The 16,793-nt window shown below is 60.1% G+C and carries 15 protein-coding genes and 1 tRNA gene; 10 read left to right on the forward strand and 6 right to left on the reverse strand.

What is annotated here, in order from left to right; all coding sequences use genetic code 11:
- The first annotated feature begins 73 nt into the window (after positions 1-73).
- From hemB to VF617_RS12020, 4 genes are read left to right on the forward strand one after another with little or no spacing between them, the layout of a single operon-like run.
- Positions 74-1,060 carry a porphobilinogen synthase gene (gene hemB / locus VF617_RS12005; RefSeq protein ID WP_331015121.1) on the forward strand — a complete coding sequence of 329 codons (987 nt, stop codon included), beginning with the start codon at positions 74-76 and terminating at the stop codon, positions 1,058-1,060.
- Positions 1,057-1,593, forward strand: coding sequence for a GNAT family N-acetyltransferase (locus tag VF617_RS12010; protein ID WP_331015122.1), 537 nt, complete (start codon positions 1,057-1,059; stop codon positions 1,591-1,593). The genes hemB and VF617_RS12010 overlap by 4 nt, the downstream gene beginning before the upstream one ends.
- A complete protein-coding gene (locus tag VF617_RS12015; protein WP_331015123.1) occupies positions 1,590-2,117 on the forward strand; it encodes a GNAT family N-acetyltransferase in 528 nt (175 codons plus the stop codon). Before VF617_RS12010 ends, VF617_RS12015 begins: the two co-directional genes overlap by 4 nt.
- Positions 2,118-2,168: 51 nt before the next feature.
- Complete coding sequence (locus tag VF617_RS12020) at positions 2,169-4,457, forward strand: fused MFS/spermidine synthase (RefSeq protein ID WP_331015124.1); 2,289 nt, start codon at positions 2,169-2,171, stop codon at positions 4,455-4,457.
- Here the strand turns inward: VF617_RS12020 and VF617_RS12025 are convergent.
- Positions 4,454-4,945, reverse strand: a complete 492-nt coding sequence (locus VF617_RS12025; RefSeq protein WP_331015125.1) for a hypothetical protein — start codon at positions 4,943-4,945, stop codon at positions 4,454-4,456. The genes VF617_RS12020 and VF617_RS12025 overlap by 4 nt on opposite strands.
- Positions 4,946-5,026: 81 nt before the next feature.
- On the opposite strand from VF617_RS12025, the gene VF617_RS12030 reads away from it, so the two are divergent.
- A tRNA-Arg gene (locus tag VF617_RS12030) sits at positions 5,027-5,103 on the forward strand.
- 169 nt (positions 5,104-5,272) lie between these two features.
- On the opposite strand, the gene VF617_RS12035 is transcribed toward VF617_RS12030, so the two are convergent.
- Positions 5,273-8,839 (reverse strand): SIR2 family protein, encoded by a 3,567-nt coding sequence (locus tag VF617_RS12035; protein WP_331015126.1) that lies wholly within the window; start codon positions 8,837-8,839, stop codon positions 5,273-5,275.
- 85 nt (positions 8,840-8,924) lie between these two features.
- Between VF617_RS12035 and VF617_RS12040 the strand changes: the two genes are divergently transcribed.
- Positions 8,925-9,923 (forward strand): DUF2971 domain-containing protein, encoded by a 999-nt coding sequence (locus VF617_RS12040; RefSeq protein WP_331015127.1) that lies wholly within the window; start codon positions 8,925-8,927, stop codon positions 9,921-9,923.
- A gap of 106 nt (positions 9,924-10,029) precedes the next feature.
- Here VF617_RS12040 and VF617_RS12045 read toward each other — a convergent pair whose 3' ends face one another.
- The 4 genes from VF617_RS12045 to VF617_RS12060 all read right to left on the reverse strand — a co-directional run bounded on the left by VF617_RS12045 (position 10,030) and on the right by VF617_RS12060 (position 13,897).
- Positions 10,030-10,524, reverse strand: a complete 495-nt coding sequence (locus VF617_RS12045; protein ID WP_331015128.1) for a hypothetical protein — start codon at positions 10,522-10,524, stop codon at positions 10,030-10,032.
- Positions 10,525-10,704: 180 nt separating this feature from the next.
- The gene (locus VF617_RS12050; RefSeq protein WP_331015129.1) at positions 10,705-11,199 is read right to left on the reverse strand and encodes a hypothetical protein; all 495 of its coding nucleotides are present in this window, start codon (positions 11,197-11,199) and stop codon (positions 10,705-10,707) included.
- The gene (locus tag VF617_RS12055; RefSeq protein WP_331015130.1) at positions 11,196-11,393 is read right to left on the reverse strand and encodes a helix-turn-helix transcriptional regulator; all 198 of its coding nucleotides are present in this window, start codon (positions 11,391-11,393) and stop codon (positions 11,196-11,198) included. The genes VF617_RS12050 and VF617_RS12055 overlap by 4 nt, the downstream gene beginning before the upstream one ends.
- Positions 11,394-12,664: 1,271 nt before the next feature.
- A complete protein-coding gene (locus VF617_RS12060) occupies positions 12,665-13,897 on the reverse strand; it encodes a site-specific integrase (protein WP_331015131.1) in 1,233 nt (410 codons plus the stop codon).
- Between VF617_RS12060 and VF617_RS12065 the strand changes: the two genes are divergently transcribed.
- From VF617_RS12065 to VF617_RS12080, 4 genes are all read left to right on the forward strand, one after another.
- Complete coding sequence (locus VF617_RS12065; RefSeq protein WP_331015132.1) at positions 13,827-14,237, forward strand: zincin-like metallopeptidase domain-containing protein; 411 nt, start codon at positions 13,827-13,829, stop codon at positions 14,235-14,237. The genes VF617_RS12060 and VF617_RS12065 overlap by 71 nt on opposite strands.
- A gap of 180 nt (positions 14,238-14,417) precedes the next feature.
- Complete coding sequence (locus tag VF617_RS12070) at positions 14,418-14,879, forward strand: mobile mystery protein A (protein WP_331015133.1); 462 nt, start codon at positions 14,418-14,420, stop codon at positions 14,877-14,879.
- A 7-nt stretch (positions 14,880-14,886) separates the two neighbouring features.
- Positions 14,887-15,477: a mobile mystery protein B gene (locus VF617_RS12075; RefSeq protein WP_331015134.1), complete on the forward strand. Its 591-nt coding sequence runs from the start codon at positions 14,887-14,889 to the stop codon at positions 15,475-15,477.
- 16 nt (positions 15,478-15,493) lie between these two features.
- Complete coding sequence (locus VF617_RS12080; RefSeq protein WP_331015135.1) at positions 15,494-16,579, forward strand: DUF4238 domain-containing protein; 1,086 nt, start codon at positions 15,494-15,496, stop codon at positions 16,577-16,579.
- Positions 16,580-16,793 lie beyond the last annotated feature (214 nt).

Genomic DNA, 16,793 nt, shown 5'->3' on the forward strand with positions numbered 1-16,793 from the left:
CGTGGCTCCCAGACACGACCCACCCCCAGCCCCACCCATGCAGGGAGGGGAGCAGAAGCCCTAAAGCCCTGCCATGTCGCACTATCCCGCCCTCCGACTCCGCCGCACCCGGGCCTCCTCGTGGAGCCGGCGGATGCATGCCGAGACCGTGCTGACGCCGGCGGACCTGATCTGGCCCCTGTTCGTGACCGATGGAAACCGGGAGGAGCCGATCGGCTCGCTGCCCGGGGTGTCGCGCTGGTCGGTGGCCGATGTGGCGAAGCGTGCGAAGGAAGCAGCAGGGCTGGGCATCCCCTGCGTCGCGCTGTTTCCCAACACTCCCGCCCAGCTGCGCACCGATGACGGGCGCGAGGCGCTCAACCCCGACAATCTGATGTGCCGCGCAATCCGCGCGATCAAGGATGCCGCGCCCGGGATCGGCGTGCTGACGGATGTCGCGCTCGATCCGTACACCGCGCATGGGCATGACGGACTGGTGGACGCAGGCGGCTATGTGCTCAACGATACGACCGCCGCAATCCTGGCCCAGCAGGCGCTGGTGCAGGCCGAGGCGGGGGCGGACATCGTCGCGCCGAGCGACATGATGGATGGGCGAGTGGGCATGATCCGCCAGGCGCTGGAGGGTGCGGGGCATTTCAACGTCCAGATCATGACCTATGCCGCCAAATATGCGAGCGCGTTCTACGGCCCGTTCCGCGACGCGGTCGGCTCGCGCGGGCTGCTGAAGGGCGACAAGAAGACGTATCAGATGGACCCGGCCAATGCCGAGGAGGCGATGCGTGAAGTGGCGCTGGACCTGGCCGAGGGGGCGGACAGCGTGATGGTGAAGCCTGGGCTGCCTTATCTCGACATCATCTCGCGCGTGAAGCGCGAGTTCGAGGTGCCGGTCTTCGCCTATCAGGTGAGCGGCGAATATGCGATGATCGAGGCCGCGGCGGCTGCGGGCGCGGGGGAGCGTGACGCGCTGGTGATGGAGACGCTGATGGCGTTCAAGCGCGCCGGCTGCACGGGCGTGCTGACCTACCACGCGCCGCTCGCGGCCAAGCTGCTGCGCGCATGATCGAGACTGGACGGCTGATCCTCCGGCCGTGGCGCGAGGATGACAAGCCGGTGTTTCATGCGCTAGCCAACACGCCCGCGATGATGGAGCATTTCGGTGGTTCGGTGAGCCAAGCGAAGCATGACGCGATCATCGACAGGCAGATCCAGCAGCAGGCGCGCTTCGGCCATTGCATGTGGGCGGTAGAAATGCGGGATAGCGGCGAGCTTGCCGGCGTGTGCGGCGCGCGCATCGGCGGGCATCCCGGAACCCCGGTTCCCGAAGAGCTCGAGATCGGCTGGCGGATCGGCGAGAAATTCTGGGGGCAGGGGATTGCGCGCGAAGCCGCGGAGGCAAGCCTGGCCTGGGGCTGGACGAATACCGATCGTCCGCGCATCTCGGCCTGGACGGTGATCGGCAACACGCGCAGCTGGGGCCTGATGGAGCGACTGGGAATGCGACGGCGCGCCGATCTCGATTTCCACCATCCGGAATATGCGCCCGAAGACCCGGTGGGCGCGATGATCGTCTATGCGGCGGAGCGCCCCGAGTGATCGAGACGGAGCGACTGATCCTACGCCGCTGGGAAGAGCGCGACCGCGCGACATTCCACGCGCATTGCAGCGATCCCGTTGTGATGGAAAATCTGGGACCGTTGCAAAGCCGCGAGGAGACCGACGCGCTCCTCGATCGGCAGAACGGATATTACGATAGTCATGGCTATTGCTTCTGGGCGCTCGAGAGGAAGGCCGACGGCGTCTTGCTCGGCTTTTGCGGGCTCAAGCCCGGCGCGGAGGGCACGCCGATCGAAGGCGAAGTGGAGATCGGCTGGCGGCTGGGCGCGGAGCATTGGGGCAGGGGCTATGCGCGTGAATCGGCGCGGGCGAGCCTCGACTGGGCATGGAACAATGGCATCCAATCGGTCGCCGCGATCACCACCCCGGGCAATGTGCGGAGCTGGGGATTGATGGAGCGGCTGGGCATGATCCGTGCGCGCGAGGATGATTTCGACCATCCCCACGCGATCGAGCAGCTGCGCGCGCATGTTACCTATCGCATAGCGCGGCCAGGGCGTTAATCACCAGGCAAGCGAGAGCCGCTACGCCGGCATTCGGGGGAGAGTTTGCGAATGACCGACGAAGCCGAGGGCCGGATCCAGCCCCCAAGCCACCTTCCCTGGCTCTTCGTCGCGGCGATCCTCACCGGATCCTTCCTGCTTTTCCTCGTCCAGCCGATGCTCGCCCGGATGGCGCTGCCGAAATTGGGCGGCGCACCGGCGGTGTGGAACTCCGCGATGCTCGTCTATCAGGCGCTGCTGCTCGGCGGCTATGCCTATGCGCATTGGCTGGGGCGCGTGCCGCCGCGAATGCAGGCGACGATCCACCTTTGCGTACTGGCGGTCGCCGCATTTTGGCTGCCGATCGGGCTGATGCAGATGGAGCTGCCCGCCGACGCCGAGCCCGCGATCTGGGTGCCCTGGCTGTTCGGTGCGTCGATAGGGCCCTTGTTCTTCGCGATCTCGGCCCAGGCGCCCTTGCTCCAGCGCTGGTATAGCGTCGCTAGCGGCGGGCGCGATCCCTATGCGCTCTATGCCGCTTCCAATATCGGCAGTTTCGGCGGGCTGATCGCTTATCCGCTGCTGGTCGAGCCCGGTCTGGCGCTGCAGGGCCAAAGCTGGCTGTGGTCCGCTGGCTATGTCGTCGTGATGCTGCTGATCGCGGGATGCGCGACGATGCTGCCGCGCAAGACGGCGGGGACCCCGCATGTGGCGCACGTCAGCGAAGCGCCAGCGCGGCGGCGGGTGCTTCACTGGGTCGTGCTTGCCTTTGTGCCCTCGGGGCTGATGCTGGCGACCACCACCTTCCTCACCACCGATATCGTCGCTGTACCGATGCTTTGGGTGCTGCCCCTGGGGCTCTATCTGCTCAGCTTCTCGGTCGCCTTTTCGGATAGCCCCCAGATACCGGCCCTACTGGCCAAATTCGTGCCGGTCACGATCCTGCTGTTCGGCGCCACGATGATCGCGGGGCACCAGAAGCTGGCCTATATGAACGCCCTGATCGGCCTGTTGCTGCTCTTCCTGGTGTCGGTCTCCTGTCACGCGCGCATGTATCAATTGCGGCCTGCGCCCGATCGACTCACCGGCTTCTACCTGGCGATGTCGGTCGGCGGCGTGCTCGGCGGCGTCTTTTCGGGGCTGCTCGCGCCGATCCTCTTCGATTGGACCTATGAATATCCGCTGCTGATCCTGGCGGCGGGGGCGCTGGTGCCTCAGGTTTTCCTGTTGCCCGCGATCGGCCGGCTGTGGGCAGGGGATGCGCAGTTGCAGCGGATCAAGTTCCTTGCGGCCTGCCTGCTCATCGTGCTGATCGTGTGGATCGGAATCGCCAATCCTGGCGGTCTCCTGGGCGAAATGCACGAGCAGATCGCATTCCTGATGGTCGCCGCGATAGGCCTGTTCGCAGTGGGGAAGCGCGCGCCCTATCTGGCGGCGCTCGCCGGCGCGCTGTTCCTGTTCGGCGGGTATCGCTCGATCGACCTGTCCCTCGCCGATGCGCGCACGCGCAGTTATTTCGGCGTCTATACCGTCACCGATTACCCCGACGAGCGCACGCTGGCGCACGGCACGACGCTCCACGGCATCCAGCTTAAGGGCGGCAAATCGCGCCAGCCGACCACTTATTATGTCGCGGGCTCCGGCGTAGGCCAGGCGATGCTGGCATTGCCCGAGCTCTATGGCCCCGCCGCACGCGTCGGCGTGGTCGGGCTGGGGACGGGGACTCTCGCTTGCTACGCCCGGACCGGCCAGCAATGGCATTTCTACGAGATCGACCCGGCCGTGGTCTCGATCGCGCGCGATTCCGGCCGCTTCACCTTCGTGCCGCAATGCCTGCCCCGGGCGCCGATCGTCATCGGCGATGCGCGGCTGCGGCTGGCCGAGGCGCAGCCCGGCGGGATGGACCTGCTGGCGCTCGATGCCTTCTCATCCGATGCGGTGCCCATGCATCTGCTGACGCGCGAGGCGTTCGCCACTTATGCCCATGCGCTCGCCCCAAAAGGATTGTTGCTCGTCCATATCTCGAACCGTTTCATGGCGCTGGCCCCGATCGTCTCGGCCGCCGCGCGCGACGGAGGCTGGCAGGCGGCGCGGCTGTCCTATGAGCCCGATCTGGAATTCGTCGCCGAGCCCACCAGGGACGGCAAGACCGCGGTCAAGCAACAGGAAAGCACCGATCTGGGGAGCGCATCCGAATGGATCGCGCTGACTCGCGACCGCGCCACTCTGGCCAGGTTGGTGGCGCGCGGCGGCGGCTGGCGGGGCTTGAAAATCTATCCCGGTTTCACGCCGTGGACCGATGATTACGGTTCGGTGCTGCCCGTCATGCGCGCACTCCACCCGTCGCTGCAGGACGATTAGCCTCCGGCGAGCGCCGCTTCGAGTGAACGGGAGCGCCCCTCCTGCTGGCGAGACAGCGCGCCCGCACGCTCCACCGCGGCGTCAAGCGCGGGGTAGGGCGGCAGCCCGGCGGCTCCCCGCTCGATCGCCAGTGTCTCCAGGTCGGATAGCAGCGTCAGTAGCGGCGCGCGAAGCGTATCGAGCTCCGCAAGCGAAGTCTGTGCGTCAAGCCACGGCCCCGAGCCCTCGGGCAAGCCGCGCGCCACTGCGATCCGCGCCTCGGCGTCCTGCGCACCCTTGTTGAACGCGGCGGAGATGGCATCGAGCTGGGCCGTGAGGCCGCTCACTTGCTTGTCGAGCGCCGCATCCGGCGTCGCCACCGGCACGGGCCGCACCGGCTCTTCCAGGCTTTGCGCTTCAGCAGGGCGCGGCAGCAGCGACGGATAGCGGCTGGCGCTTTCGACGCAGCCGGCGAGGGCGATTATGGGGATCAGGACAAGGCTACGCATGGCGCCCGTCTATGCCCATGCAAAAGGTGGCGCAACGGGCTTGCGCTTCCTGGCGGGCGCTTCTAAGGACGCCTCTCCCGCGCGCCCGTAGCTCAGCTGGATAGAGCATCAGACTACGAATCTGAGGGTCGGACGTTCGAATCGTTCCGGGCGCGCCAGAGTTTCTAAGGGCTTAGCGGCTACCCTGCCGCTGAGCCCTTTTCTCTAGGTAGCACATAGATAGCGCGCGGGGCAGGCTGGCGAAGGGTAACACCCTTTCTACGCTCCAATCAGCAGTCATTTTGTAGTTATGGCCCTGTCGGTTCCGAAATATTTTTCGAAGCGTGGCTAGGTGTCATCTGGTTCGAATAATGCGTATCGCACTTCCGGTATCGGATCGCCCGGCGCTTTCTCTACCCAACTTTTGAGCGCAGCCGCCTGTCTGCCCGCGTTCGCAAGGGCGTCTGCGAGTCGAACGCATTCCTTCCGCACAAGGGTCAGGGACATCGCATTGAAGTCGCCTTCGTCTTGGGTCGCATAGTCGGTTTCGACCGCTAAAAGTTCTAATGCCTCGACCAACCTGTCTTGGTCCTCTTCTGTCGCGAGACCAGCGATAACGAGCTTTCGCGCCATTTGTAGCGCGGGAAATAGCGCCGGTTCTCGTCGCATACCACATAACGAAGCAACCTCCCGCGCGAGTACGGGTGGGAAGGCCACGCCGTCCCGCTCCGCTAGCTGTATCCACCGGGCGACAGCGCTCATTGCTGGAAATACGATTTCTGGCGCACGAGACGCCAAGGCGCGCCGAATGTGCTCAAGTGCTCTCCCCTCGATTGCAGGCAGCATGGTAACCAATCTCGGAAGCGCTTCCAGCGGTCCCGTAATACCGCTCTCTTCCACCAAAGCGAACAGACGATCCGCCCGTTTCTTCAAATCTGATGCGTTGAGCACTGGCAACACAGCGTCTGCCAATACTCTGCCGATCGCATCGCCGCGGTCGAAAGCCTCAGCCCGAGCTTCACCTGCCTTAGGAGGTTTCCACGCGAGCAACGTGTCGGCAATCTTAAGTGCATCGACGCGGGCGAGCGACATACGCCACCCGTCCGAAGTCTTGCATGCGTAGGCGAGACTCTGCAAATCGCCGTCAGAAGCAGATCCGTTTTTAGCCTCCTCAATTACCCCGTAGCGGAAAGCGGCTGTAGCTTTCCCCAGTTCAGGTTCTGGCAATTCTAAAAAGACGTGCGGAAGTAACTGAGTACCCCCCGGCAGCTGGTTCGCCTCGTCAATTTGGGACCAGACCGCCGCAGCAAGCGCCTGCTTCTCACTCCCAGACAAGATTCCTTTCCGTGAAAGGGTCAGGGCAGCCAGTATTGCCCGGGTACGACTGTACGGATTCCGGACCTGTTCGATTATCGCCGCTATCCGCGCCTCCCATACAATTCCCGAACGCGTTAAAACGATCCGGCTATCGTCAAGCTCTTGCGACAGCTCAGGCCAATAGCGCTCCATTGATTTGGGCCCCCGGAACTCACCCGGGAGTGGAAGATTAATTATATCGAATGCTAACTCGGCCCGCTGCTCTGGCGGAATTGTATCCAAAGTTCGTTTCAACAAATTGGACAGTGGTTCAAACAGCCACCAATGTGACCAGTTCGGATCGTGAGCAAGCGACGTGCCCCAACGGAAAATCTCGATGGCGTTATCCGGTGAAACGCGAACGACCAGACGAGAAAGCAATTCTGTGAATATGCGAACGCGCTCTACCCAATCACTAGACCGAAGTTCGCCGTCATCATCGCGCTTATTTGAAAGTAATCTAGCCCTTCCGTAATCAACGGCAGAGCGCAGCCGAGAGATAACATCTTCTACTATCTCTTGATCCAGAAGGGCAACGGCAACTCGGTTGAAACCCCGATTTATTAGGCCCTTTTCCGAATCATGAAGCGAGCGAATTGATCCCCACACCGAAGATGTACCTGGAGACATTAGCTCTATAGCGCGCCCTAATCGACTTTCCACTAGGTCGGAATGAGGCATGCGGGCGATGCCCACGAGATCGATTAAACGGCTCAACTCTAGAAATGGCTCGGTAATAGCGCTGCTTGTCCAACCTTCGCGTGGAGTTTTGTATCTGCGGCGAAATCCTGGATTGTAACCGGGGTCATCCTCTTGCGCACGCTTGCTCACTCGGTCGCGTGCCGATTCGTAGTCGTGATCCCAATGGCGCAACTCATCCCAAGGGTCACAATGCGCTTCGGCATAGCGCTGCGGCCAATCATCGTCGGTAAGCCTGTCTTCCTTCGGGAGCTCGAAGAAATTGATGTGGTGTAACATGTGCGCCCACGCTTCGCGGGACAGCAGCCAAAGCGATTTTCTATCTCGTGCTTTAATGGTGCGAATATCGAGGAGCGCCTCTCGCATCAAGATAGCGGCTTCTTTCGGCTCACGGAGTTCGGCCAACATGGATGCGCGTCGAAGCTTCCACGTGGGATCGGAACCGACCAACAAAGGGATCGATTTGGCTAGCTCAAGATAGTCCAAGCTGTCGCGGGCCCACAGGCACCTTTCATAAGCGACGGCGGCAATTTCGTCTGCCGATACAGCTTCCTTCGTCGCGCTCTCCAAGTGAGCTTCCAACATATGGCTATCACGCAACTCCCGCGCGTGCGTCGCTAGGGCGAGCCAAAGGAATATCCTCTCCTCTCGACTGAACGCACTAGCATGGTCGTCCAGAAGATCGGGCAGTTTCAGCGCAAGCCAATCCGGCAGGCCCCATAATGCTACGTTACACCGCCATACGATCTCCATCGAGATGCGGCTGCGAAGGTTAGCTTCCTCCTGCTCGAATGAATTCGCCAGAAAATGCAAATATCGCTCCGTTGCGAAGCGCACGCGATAACGTTCAACCGAGGGGGCCAGAAGCCAACCGGGATAACTGATCCTCTCGCCAGACCAAATATCAAGGAGTTCCGTTAGTGGCAGATCCTCGTGGAGCGAGTCCGAAGGACGGGACCACTTATGCGCTGGGGCGGGTTTCGCGTCCTTAAGGGCGCATAAAAATACCTCTGTTGCCACACGGTGGCGGTCAGCTGGATCAAGGTGTTCGACGAGAGGCCCAAGATCGATCGGAGTGACGTTCTGCCCCTCAAGCAGCCTCCGCCGGGATGTCGAGAGATTAAGAACTCCGACAAGGCGAATGCGCCGCGCGCTGGCGCCTAGTTGGTCTCGAACCCATCCGGCCCATTGAAGGAAATTTGGATCGTCGCCGGAGAATCCAAGCAGGCAAAGGTCATTTTCGAGCAACACCTGCTGCGCAAGATTCACGAAGGGTGCAAACCGCTGTGGATAGGTGCGGAAGTCTTCTTCAGTAAAAATAAACGGAGCGTGCGACGGCAAGCTCCCATGCAGCTTAACAATTCTGGGTGGCCGCGTGCGCGCAATCGAATTGACGGTTTCCACCAACTCATATGTGCGTTCGTGATCAGCGGCAGCGGCTCTTTCCAGCAAGGTATCCCAATTTACCGTCAGCACGTCAGCCCAAGGCAGTGAGAGGAGGTCTCGGTGTAATGGACCAGGTAGCCACTGTGCGTCCGGGACTAGTTCTCGAATTAACGCCTCAAGCGCTGGCTGCCCGAGAGCCGAGCGATATTCCTCAGCCAACCTCAGGGGATCGGTTGGAGCAGACGTGGGAGCGGAGGGATAAAGATCAGCGGCCATTCTGGCTGCAAAGTTGCTCCACAGCGGGGGTATTGGAGCCGTTGCTGTGGCGCGTTGCGCGTTTCTGCTAAAGCCCGCGCCGACCATCACTGCCGCGCCGCGCACTTCACCGGCACCCCAGAGTGCTCGCTGAATATCTCGTATCGCCGGATAGTCCGGTAGTTCGCTAAGTCGGGCCTGCATTTCGATGTCGGGCATTTGCCAGTAGTCGCATACGATACTGCGGTTTGCCAATGCGACTACGAAATGCGCATAGCTTCAACGGTCAAAGCGGGCGGTAGACATGGTTGAGCAAATGACGGAAGCAGAGCTGCTCGAACGGCTCGGGCCGGTATTTTCGCCGTATGGCGCTCGGAAGATATACGAAGCTCGGGATAATGGGCAGCGCTTCGTTCACTACACGAGCTGTGAAGCGGCTCTCTCGATCATAGAGAACAATTCTATTTGGCTGCGCAACGCCACCCTGATGAACGACTTTTCGGAGATTCAGCATGGATTGGAGTGCCTTCGTGCGTATTGGGGGCACGAACGGGGCGATAAGTTGAGAGCGGCGATAAGCGAGATAAATCCCGAAGGGGTGGACGCGCTGGTCAAGGCGTTCGATTCTAACGTCTTTAGCCTCCTCAACGACACCTACATTATCTCGCTATCCGAACACGATCCTTCCGAGGACCAGTTCGGTCGACTGTCCATGTGGCGTGCGTATGGGCGGCAGACTGGCGCTGCGCTGGTATTAAACAACGGACCGATTTTATCTCCGACCAATGCCATCTCGGCAGTCACAATCCCGGTTATGTACGCGGATCATTTTGTGTTCGCGGAACACATGGACGAGATTGCCGATAAACTAGTGGAGGAGGTTGATTTGCTCCGCGAGCTTGAGGCGGCGCACCAGCAGCAGACAGGTAGCAGCCTTATCAGTGCCAACATGGAGCAGGTGTTCAGGTGGGCTTGTGTCTCTACCAAGCATCTTGGCTTTCGTGAGGAACGCGAATGGCGCGTCGTTTATCAGCCTCATGTCGATGCCACGCTGCCAGATCGTATCATGCCCGCAACCTGCTCCTTGAACGACGTTCCCCAGAACATCTATAAGCTTATTTTTCAAAACTACCCCGATGAAGGGTTTGTCGGGGCGACCATCCCCGAGATATTAAACCGATTGATTATCGGGCCAACCGCGCATCCCTACGTGGTATTCGCGCGCATGTTCGACGCTCTACAATCCAAGGGCGTCAACACCGAAAATCTGCTGATTAACTCCCACATTCCCCTCAGGCAGTAAGGTCAACCTGCCGTAATGTGGCTGAAGCATCGTGACCATCTAGAGGCTGCGCCATCGCCTAGAGATGGGGCCAACCTAGCGGGCCATCGGCCTGCACACGGCCTATTCATTTCCATTCGCCGGCCCAGAGGTCAGCGAGTGGGACCGAATCTGTGTAACGGCCACCTGCTCCATTCCCCTTCAGCAATTCGCCATCTAACCCAACATATCGCTCCGCAACCAAGCGGCCCTGAGCATCAAGGAGGGTATGCCAAAAGCCTGACTCATGACTTTCTTTGAAGTTCGAACTGAGCCGAGCCGCAATTTGCCACGCCTTTTTTCGGTCCTTATCGGTAGGCTCTGATTTCAGCAGAAGGCGTGTTCCCGTGGGCATAATGAGCCAGTCGGAAAGGGGGCCTCGTTGCGCCTTCTCAATACGCTGAATGACGACCCCGGCGCCGTCGATTTTCAACCGATAGAATTTCCCGTCAGCTTGGTATTTTGCTGTTCGCCGCTTTAACCGTTGAAAGGCGGCTTCTTGCTCCTCACCGGGCAAAGGCTCGACGTAGTACTCTTTGCCAACAGGCAGATCAAAAATATTGGATAATTTATCGCTGCGCATAGCTCGTCTCAATCGCGTCTATAGATTTCCCTTTTCCTCATTTTACACCCTTTATATACAGGGATGAAGGTAATTTTATATATATCTATAGCCAGATGAATGATAATAATAAATAAGTATGCTAAAGAATTACTTGTAAGGGGTGAAAAATGAGGAAAACGCGATTTCTATAGAATCGATTTAGACGGCTTCGGGAGCGGCTGCTTCGCGCGATGCCCACAGCGAACTATCATCTTTCTGACTTGCAGAAAATTGCAAGCCGCGAGTTCGAAGGTACTTGGTACGCGACAGAGCCGCTCGCACCTCCGCTTGCGAAGGCTGAGGATGGAGCATCATTTGTTCACCCGGGAGCAAATCATACCAGTCTGAAAGTTTGTGAACCGGGGCCTGCCGCAGACGCCGGACCCGCACGTACGCACCAACGACAGTTGTGTGAAACTCCGAATTCGGATCGGCCATCCAGCAAGCATCTTCATACCGACCGGCAAGGCGATGCCGAAGCTCGTCGTCGGGAAACGGGCCAAACCACAGTGTCACCCGATCCGGCAGGGCGTAGAAGTCCGCAGGGCCAATGGAACGGTCACTAGGGAAGAACGGCTGACCTGCCGGAACGAAGGCGTTGCCGTCCGAACGCACTAGAATGTCGCTGTCCACCGCATCGAAGAAACCACTCAAGCCGACACCTTTCCGTGTGCGATGAAGGCATCCAAATCGCTTTCCGCGTAACGCACCGCACTACCAAGCTTGATGTGCGCGGGGCCAATGCCTTGCCAACGCCATCGAGCCAGCGTCGCCTTTGCGAGCGATAGTTTCGCGGCGGCCTGAGCCTCGGTGAGCAAGTGAGAACTAAGCATTTCGTCGATCTCCATATGTCGTGAACATAGGATAGCTATGAGTCTCAAGGCTCAGCCATACTAGGGCGTCGGCGGCCTGGTTGCCCGCGGTGATCCAGAAGCTCCGCCCCCTCGGTGATTGCGCCTTCAACCGCGATCTGCAACATCGGCTCCGCATTCGGTCTGTCCCGAATGTGAGGCGTCGTAACCTCAAAGCTCTCGGCCGGTCGCTTTTGCGGCCGGGTGGCATGCGCGCATGTCCAGCCGGCTTGCCGGTAAAGGCGCATGCGCCTTTGCGAGAGCTTAGGTTACGAACGCCCGGCTCAGACCGGGACGCCTCCAAATGAAGGAGGCGGCAATGAGACCCAGACTTGCAACGATTCTTGGACTGTCTCTGGCAGCGTGCGGCACCAACGAACAGCCACCGCGCGGTGCTAGTTTGAAATGGATCGCCAGCCCCGAAGGCAGTATGACCCAACGTGTCGGTTCCAGTATCGAACGTTGCTGGCGCAGCCCAAATGGCTTCGATTGCTTAAGGGTCGTCGAGCTTGAGACAGGGGGCCGGGGACTCCTTTACCACGCCGTCCGCTACTCTGCGCGGCAGTTAGCTCGCGACGAGTGGGAGTATTCCGACCAGCGCCCGGCAACGGGCTATGTGTGCCAGATTTCCTCCGAGCTTGGTTTGGCTACGGAAGCGTTTTCTCCCGGTCGAGTTGGGGAGAACGAGAACAACGTTAGCTTGCGAGGGCAAGAGCCGATTGGCCGCCCGCTCACTCCTGAGACGGTCAACGCCACCTTGAGGACGACCACCGGTCCTAGCACCCAGCATTTCGATTGCGTGGAGCTCGGTGGGATATTGTTGGGGAAGGGCTTGGGCGCGGTCGCAACGTCCGAAATCTCCCGCGCCCAGCTTATGCAATGACCTCTACGCTGCGGGTCGTGTCCTAGTTTGCATTTCGGAACGGCCTTACTATCTCGGTTTAGCGTGGAAGGAGGACGCTCACTATGGGTCGCCTGATATCGACGCCGGAAACACCCGCGACGGCGGGATAACCACAGCTTCCCGGCTTGTCCAAGGTGGATGGGCAGAAGCGCAAAATGATGTGGGACAAGTCTTTAGTAAATTGGTCCAGCGGTAACGTGCCGTCCAGCCAGAGTAAGCATCGTCGGGCAGCGGAAACACCCCTTGGTGGTGCCACCTAGCCTTGAGGGAACACCCCGGCTACCTAGACGAAAAGAGCCCCGGCATTGCCGGGGCTCTTGCTTTCAGGCTGCCCGCTTCCTGTACGGGCCACAGCGCATTGAAACTAGGACACTTCCACGCGGGGCTGCTCCCCCTGACGCGTCATTCGCATCATCTCGGCGTTGATGGCATCCGCTGCTGCTTGCACCGGCGACTGCGCTAAATGTGCGTAGCGGCTCGTGGTAGCTGCTTGACTATGCCCCAATAGTCGCCCCAGCATATGCAGGCTCATGCCAAGGCCAGCCCCTACGGAAGCAAAGGTATGGCGCAGATCGTGAATACGAACGTCGGCGATGCCCGCCCGTTCTCGGATGCGACGCCAAGGCTTCTGGAGGTTTACAAGCCGCCCAGAGGCACCGTGACCGCCAATGACGAAGCGAGGCTCTTTCCAAGCCTTACCGGCCTCTAGCGTGCGTTTACGGGCCAAATTGACGCTATCGCGCAACTCCGAGAGGACCGACAGAGCACTCTCACCCAGCGCGACGACCAGCGCTCCCGATTTGGTGTCCGGCAATTTGAGCGCCTTGTTGCTCCAATCAATGAACGACCACTCCAGCGTAAGAACCTCACTCAGCCGTCGCCCCGTCAAAATGAGAAGCTTCAAGGCAGCGAGGGCCGAGGGGGACGCCATGGTGTTGGCGTCGGGCGCGTGCAGAGTGACCCAGAGGCGTTCAATTTCTTGCTCAGAAAGATAGCGCTCTCGCTTTGCCTCGCGGTAGCGCACGATATTTCCTGCGGGATTTGAACCATCAGATCGAAGGCCCCAACGCTCTGCGAGCTTGAACATTGTTGACGCAAGAGCGACGGTTCGGTTGGCTTCGTAAGGCGTCCGTTTCATGGAATTGTGAAGGGAAACGATGTCGGCCCGGGTTATGGACGCCACCTTCTTGGCTCCAAGCGCTGGCAAAATGTGCAGGTCAATTAAGCGCCGGTCGCCCTTCGCAGAACTGGCCTTCTTTCGCGTGTCAGCATGGTCGCTCATATATCGTTCGCAGAAGTCCCGCATCGTAGGGGCGGATCGCGCGTCGGACCGGCTTAGAGAGGGGTCTTGCCCTTTTGCCACTTCGGCGAGCCAAGCTCGCGCTATCTCCCGCGCCGCCTCTGGCTTAACTGCTCCGTGCCGTCCGATCGTTGGGCGGCGCTGCTGGCCTTCGCGCGTCCGATAATACAGGAAAAAACTGCGTCGCCCCTTGGGCGTTACCTTGCACCCAAATCCTGGAATGTCCGTGTCCCAAACAATCGTATCGTGCGCGCTCGGCTGCATCCATCCGGCGACTGTGGTCCACGGCGGCAACATGGCCTGCTATGAGCCTGTGGCGGATATCGTCCGCATGGTGCCTTTCTCCCAGTTTGCGAAGCCCGTCGGCTACTATGCCGTGCTCGCCCATGAACTGACACACTGGAGCGGAGCAAAGGCGCGGCTCGACCGTGACCTGTCTGGGCGGTTTGGGTCCGAAGCCTATGCGATGGAAGAGCTGGTGGCGGAGTTGGGAGCGGCCTTTGTCGCGGGGCAACTCGGCCTCCCGAGCGACCCGCGAACCGACCACGCGCCCTACATCGCCACCTGGCTGAAAAGTCTTGAAGAACGACAGCCGGGCCATCTTTGCAGCCGCCAGCAACGCGCAGGCGGCGGCTGACTATCTGGGCTCCTTTGCGGCTTAAGCGCCGTTTCCGTGCACCGCTCCTTCGGAGCGGTGCATCATAATGCTCACATATACGTATTTGGAAGCGGGTTATTTGACCACAAATATAAGAGCAATTCTAATTGTAATGCTCACATATATGTGTTATAACCAACGCCAACAGGACACATATATATGAACACGAAACAGCAAATCCTTGCCAGAAAGCACTTAGAGAAGCGCCTCGTAGGTGTGCGCAAACTGGAGCTGGCCGTGCCTCCGCGCGGCTGGATGCGAGCCATCCGCGAGGCGCTGGGAATGAGCACCCGCCAACTGGCCGAGCGTATGGGGGTTTCGCCATCGCGCGTGCCGACAATCGAAAAGGCGGAAGTCACCGGCGGCACCACCATCAAGACGCTCCGCGAGGCCGCCGAAGCCATGAACTGCACCTTTGTTTATACCTTCGTGCCGGTGAAGCCGCTCGACGAAATTCTGGAGGACCGTGCCAAGGAGAAGGCGCGCAAGGATATAGCGCGCCTCGACCATACGATGAAGCTGGAGAACCAGGCGCTTCGTCGCACCGACCTTCAGGACGAGCAGCAGCGGCTCATCAACGGGTATCTGGCCGGCTCGCCGCGTCAGCTGTGGGATAACTAGGCGCGAGATGTCGGACCCGCTTTTCGATGATGACGACGAGGCAAACACACCGCTCACCGAAGAGGAGCGGGAACAACTCATACCGTCCTACATCACGCTGCGCAGCGAGCTGAACGAAGCAGAGCAGGTGAATATCGGCGACGCGCTGAGCTGGGCATCAGCGCGTCGCCGCGACGTTCTCGACCAGAATCTCCTGAGCGAACTTCATCGCCGAATGTTCGGCGAGGTATGGCGCTGGGCTGGTCAGTACCGGAAGTCGCCACGCAACATCGGCATTGATGCTTATCTCATTCCGACCGAGGTTCGGCTGGCAGTCGATAACGCGCGATACTGGGTGGAGAACGGCACTTATCCGCCCGATGAGATTGCCGTGCGCTTCAGCCACCGCATCGTTGCCATTCACCCGTTCCCGAACGGCAATGGGCGTTTCTCGCGCCTTATCGCAGACCTTCTCGTCGAGCAGCTGGGCAGGACGGCGTTCACTTGGGGGAGCGCGAGTCTTGTCGATGCAGGAGCAACCCGCGCCCACTATATAGAGGCGCTCCGCGCAGCGGACGGGCACGATTTCGCGGCCCTAATCTCCTTCGCTCGGTCGTAACTGGACGGGAGAGAATATGTCGGGCCGAAAACAACATTTCATCCCGCAGAGCTTGCTGCGCGGTTTTGGCCGGCCCGGAAAGGGCGACAAAATTCAGGTGGTCGTCTACACCTACGAGCGTGGGATCTTCACGGCTGCCACAGACGGCATCGGCGCTGAACGAAATTTCTATTCAGAATTGAGCGTGGCCGGCGGCGACGAAACGCTTGACGACAAAATCACCAACTACGAGTCGCCCATGAGCGAGGTGATTGCTTCCCTCCGGCAGATGCTGAGCGGCGAAGCGGTAGAGAGCCTGGCGGCCGCAGAACTCGTCACGCATCTCATCATTCGCAACGACCACTTCCGCAAGTCGATGTCGAGCGCAGGAAGCGCGCTGTTCGGCACGCTAGTCGGGACGCTAACCGAGGAGGATCAGGCGCGGGCGATGCTGGGCGTTACGGGGGACAAGCCCTCGGCCATGTTCAATGATGTGCTGCAAGAGGAACTCGCGAAGGTCGGACCCCTACTCGAATTGATGGGCATGAGCCGAGAGGCATTTGGCGAACTGGCATACGCCCATGTTCAAGCAAACTTTGGTGCCTTCCACTCGGAAATCAAAGGGCCGCTGATGGAGGCGTTTACCGGCAAAGAGGAGCAACTCGCGGAGGTCGCCGCGAGCGCTCAGCGAAAAAACTTGGAGAAAGCAGGGATGTCACCGCTGCTCCGGGTGGAGCAGCTAAGTGCGTTCCGGTGGCGCGTAGCTGAATCGAATATGACCCTCGTGCTGCCAGACTGCGTAGCTGTGGCACGAGATGGGAATGAGGCCATGCTGCCTCTGATGCTGGCTGATGCAGGCGAGGCATCGGCGGTATTCATGCCCGTTTCCGCCAATCGTGTCCTGGTAGGCTCTCGCGAAGATGAGCAACCGCTCCCCGATGATTTGAACGAGGCATTCGCCTCATGCTCCTGGGATTTCTTCGTGGCCCCAGAGCGTACGCCAGAGCTTGAGGCGCTCCGCGCAAAGCTGCGCAGCGCGTCCGCTCAGTTCGTCGATGAGACAGTGTCCGGTGCCATGTCCGAGGTGCTGGCGAAGAATGCCGGCGACGAGCATCAAGGCTGAGGCTCCGTCGCTCGCCGTGCCTGCTCGCAGCGGATGAGGGCCAGCAAGCGGCTAGCTTGTCTGCCGTCTTTGGATTGCTGAGAGCTTTGAAAGGTCGCGAGCTGGAACAGAGCGGGGAGTTGATTGGACGATTTCCTTTGCAGGTCCGATTTCGTGATGTTGAACATGGAAGCTTCCTTCGCTTTCAGGCTCGCCACCATTGGCAAGCGTTGAA

The sequence above is a fragment of the Sphingomonas sp. genome, assembly GCF_036388215.1.
GTDB lineage: Bacteria > Pseudomonadota > Alphaproteobacteria > Sphingomonadales > Sphingomonadaceae > Sphingomonas.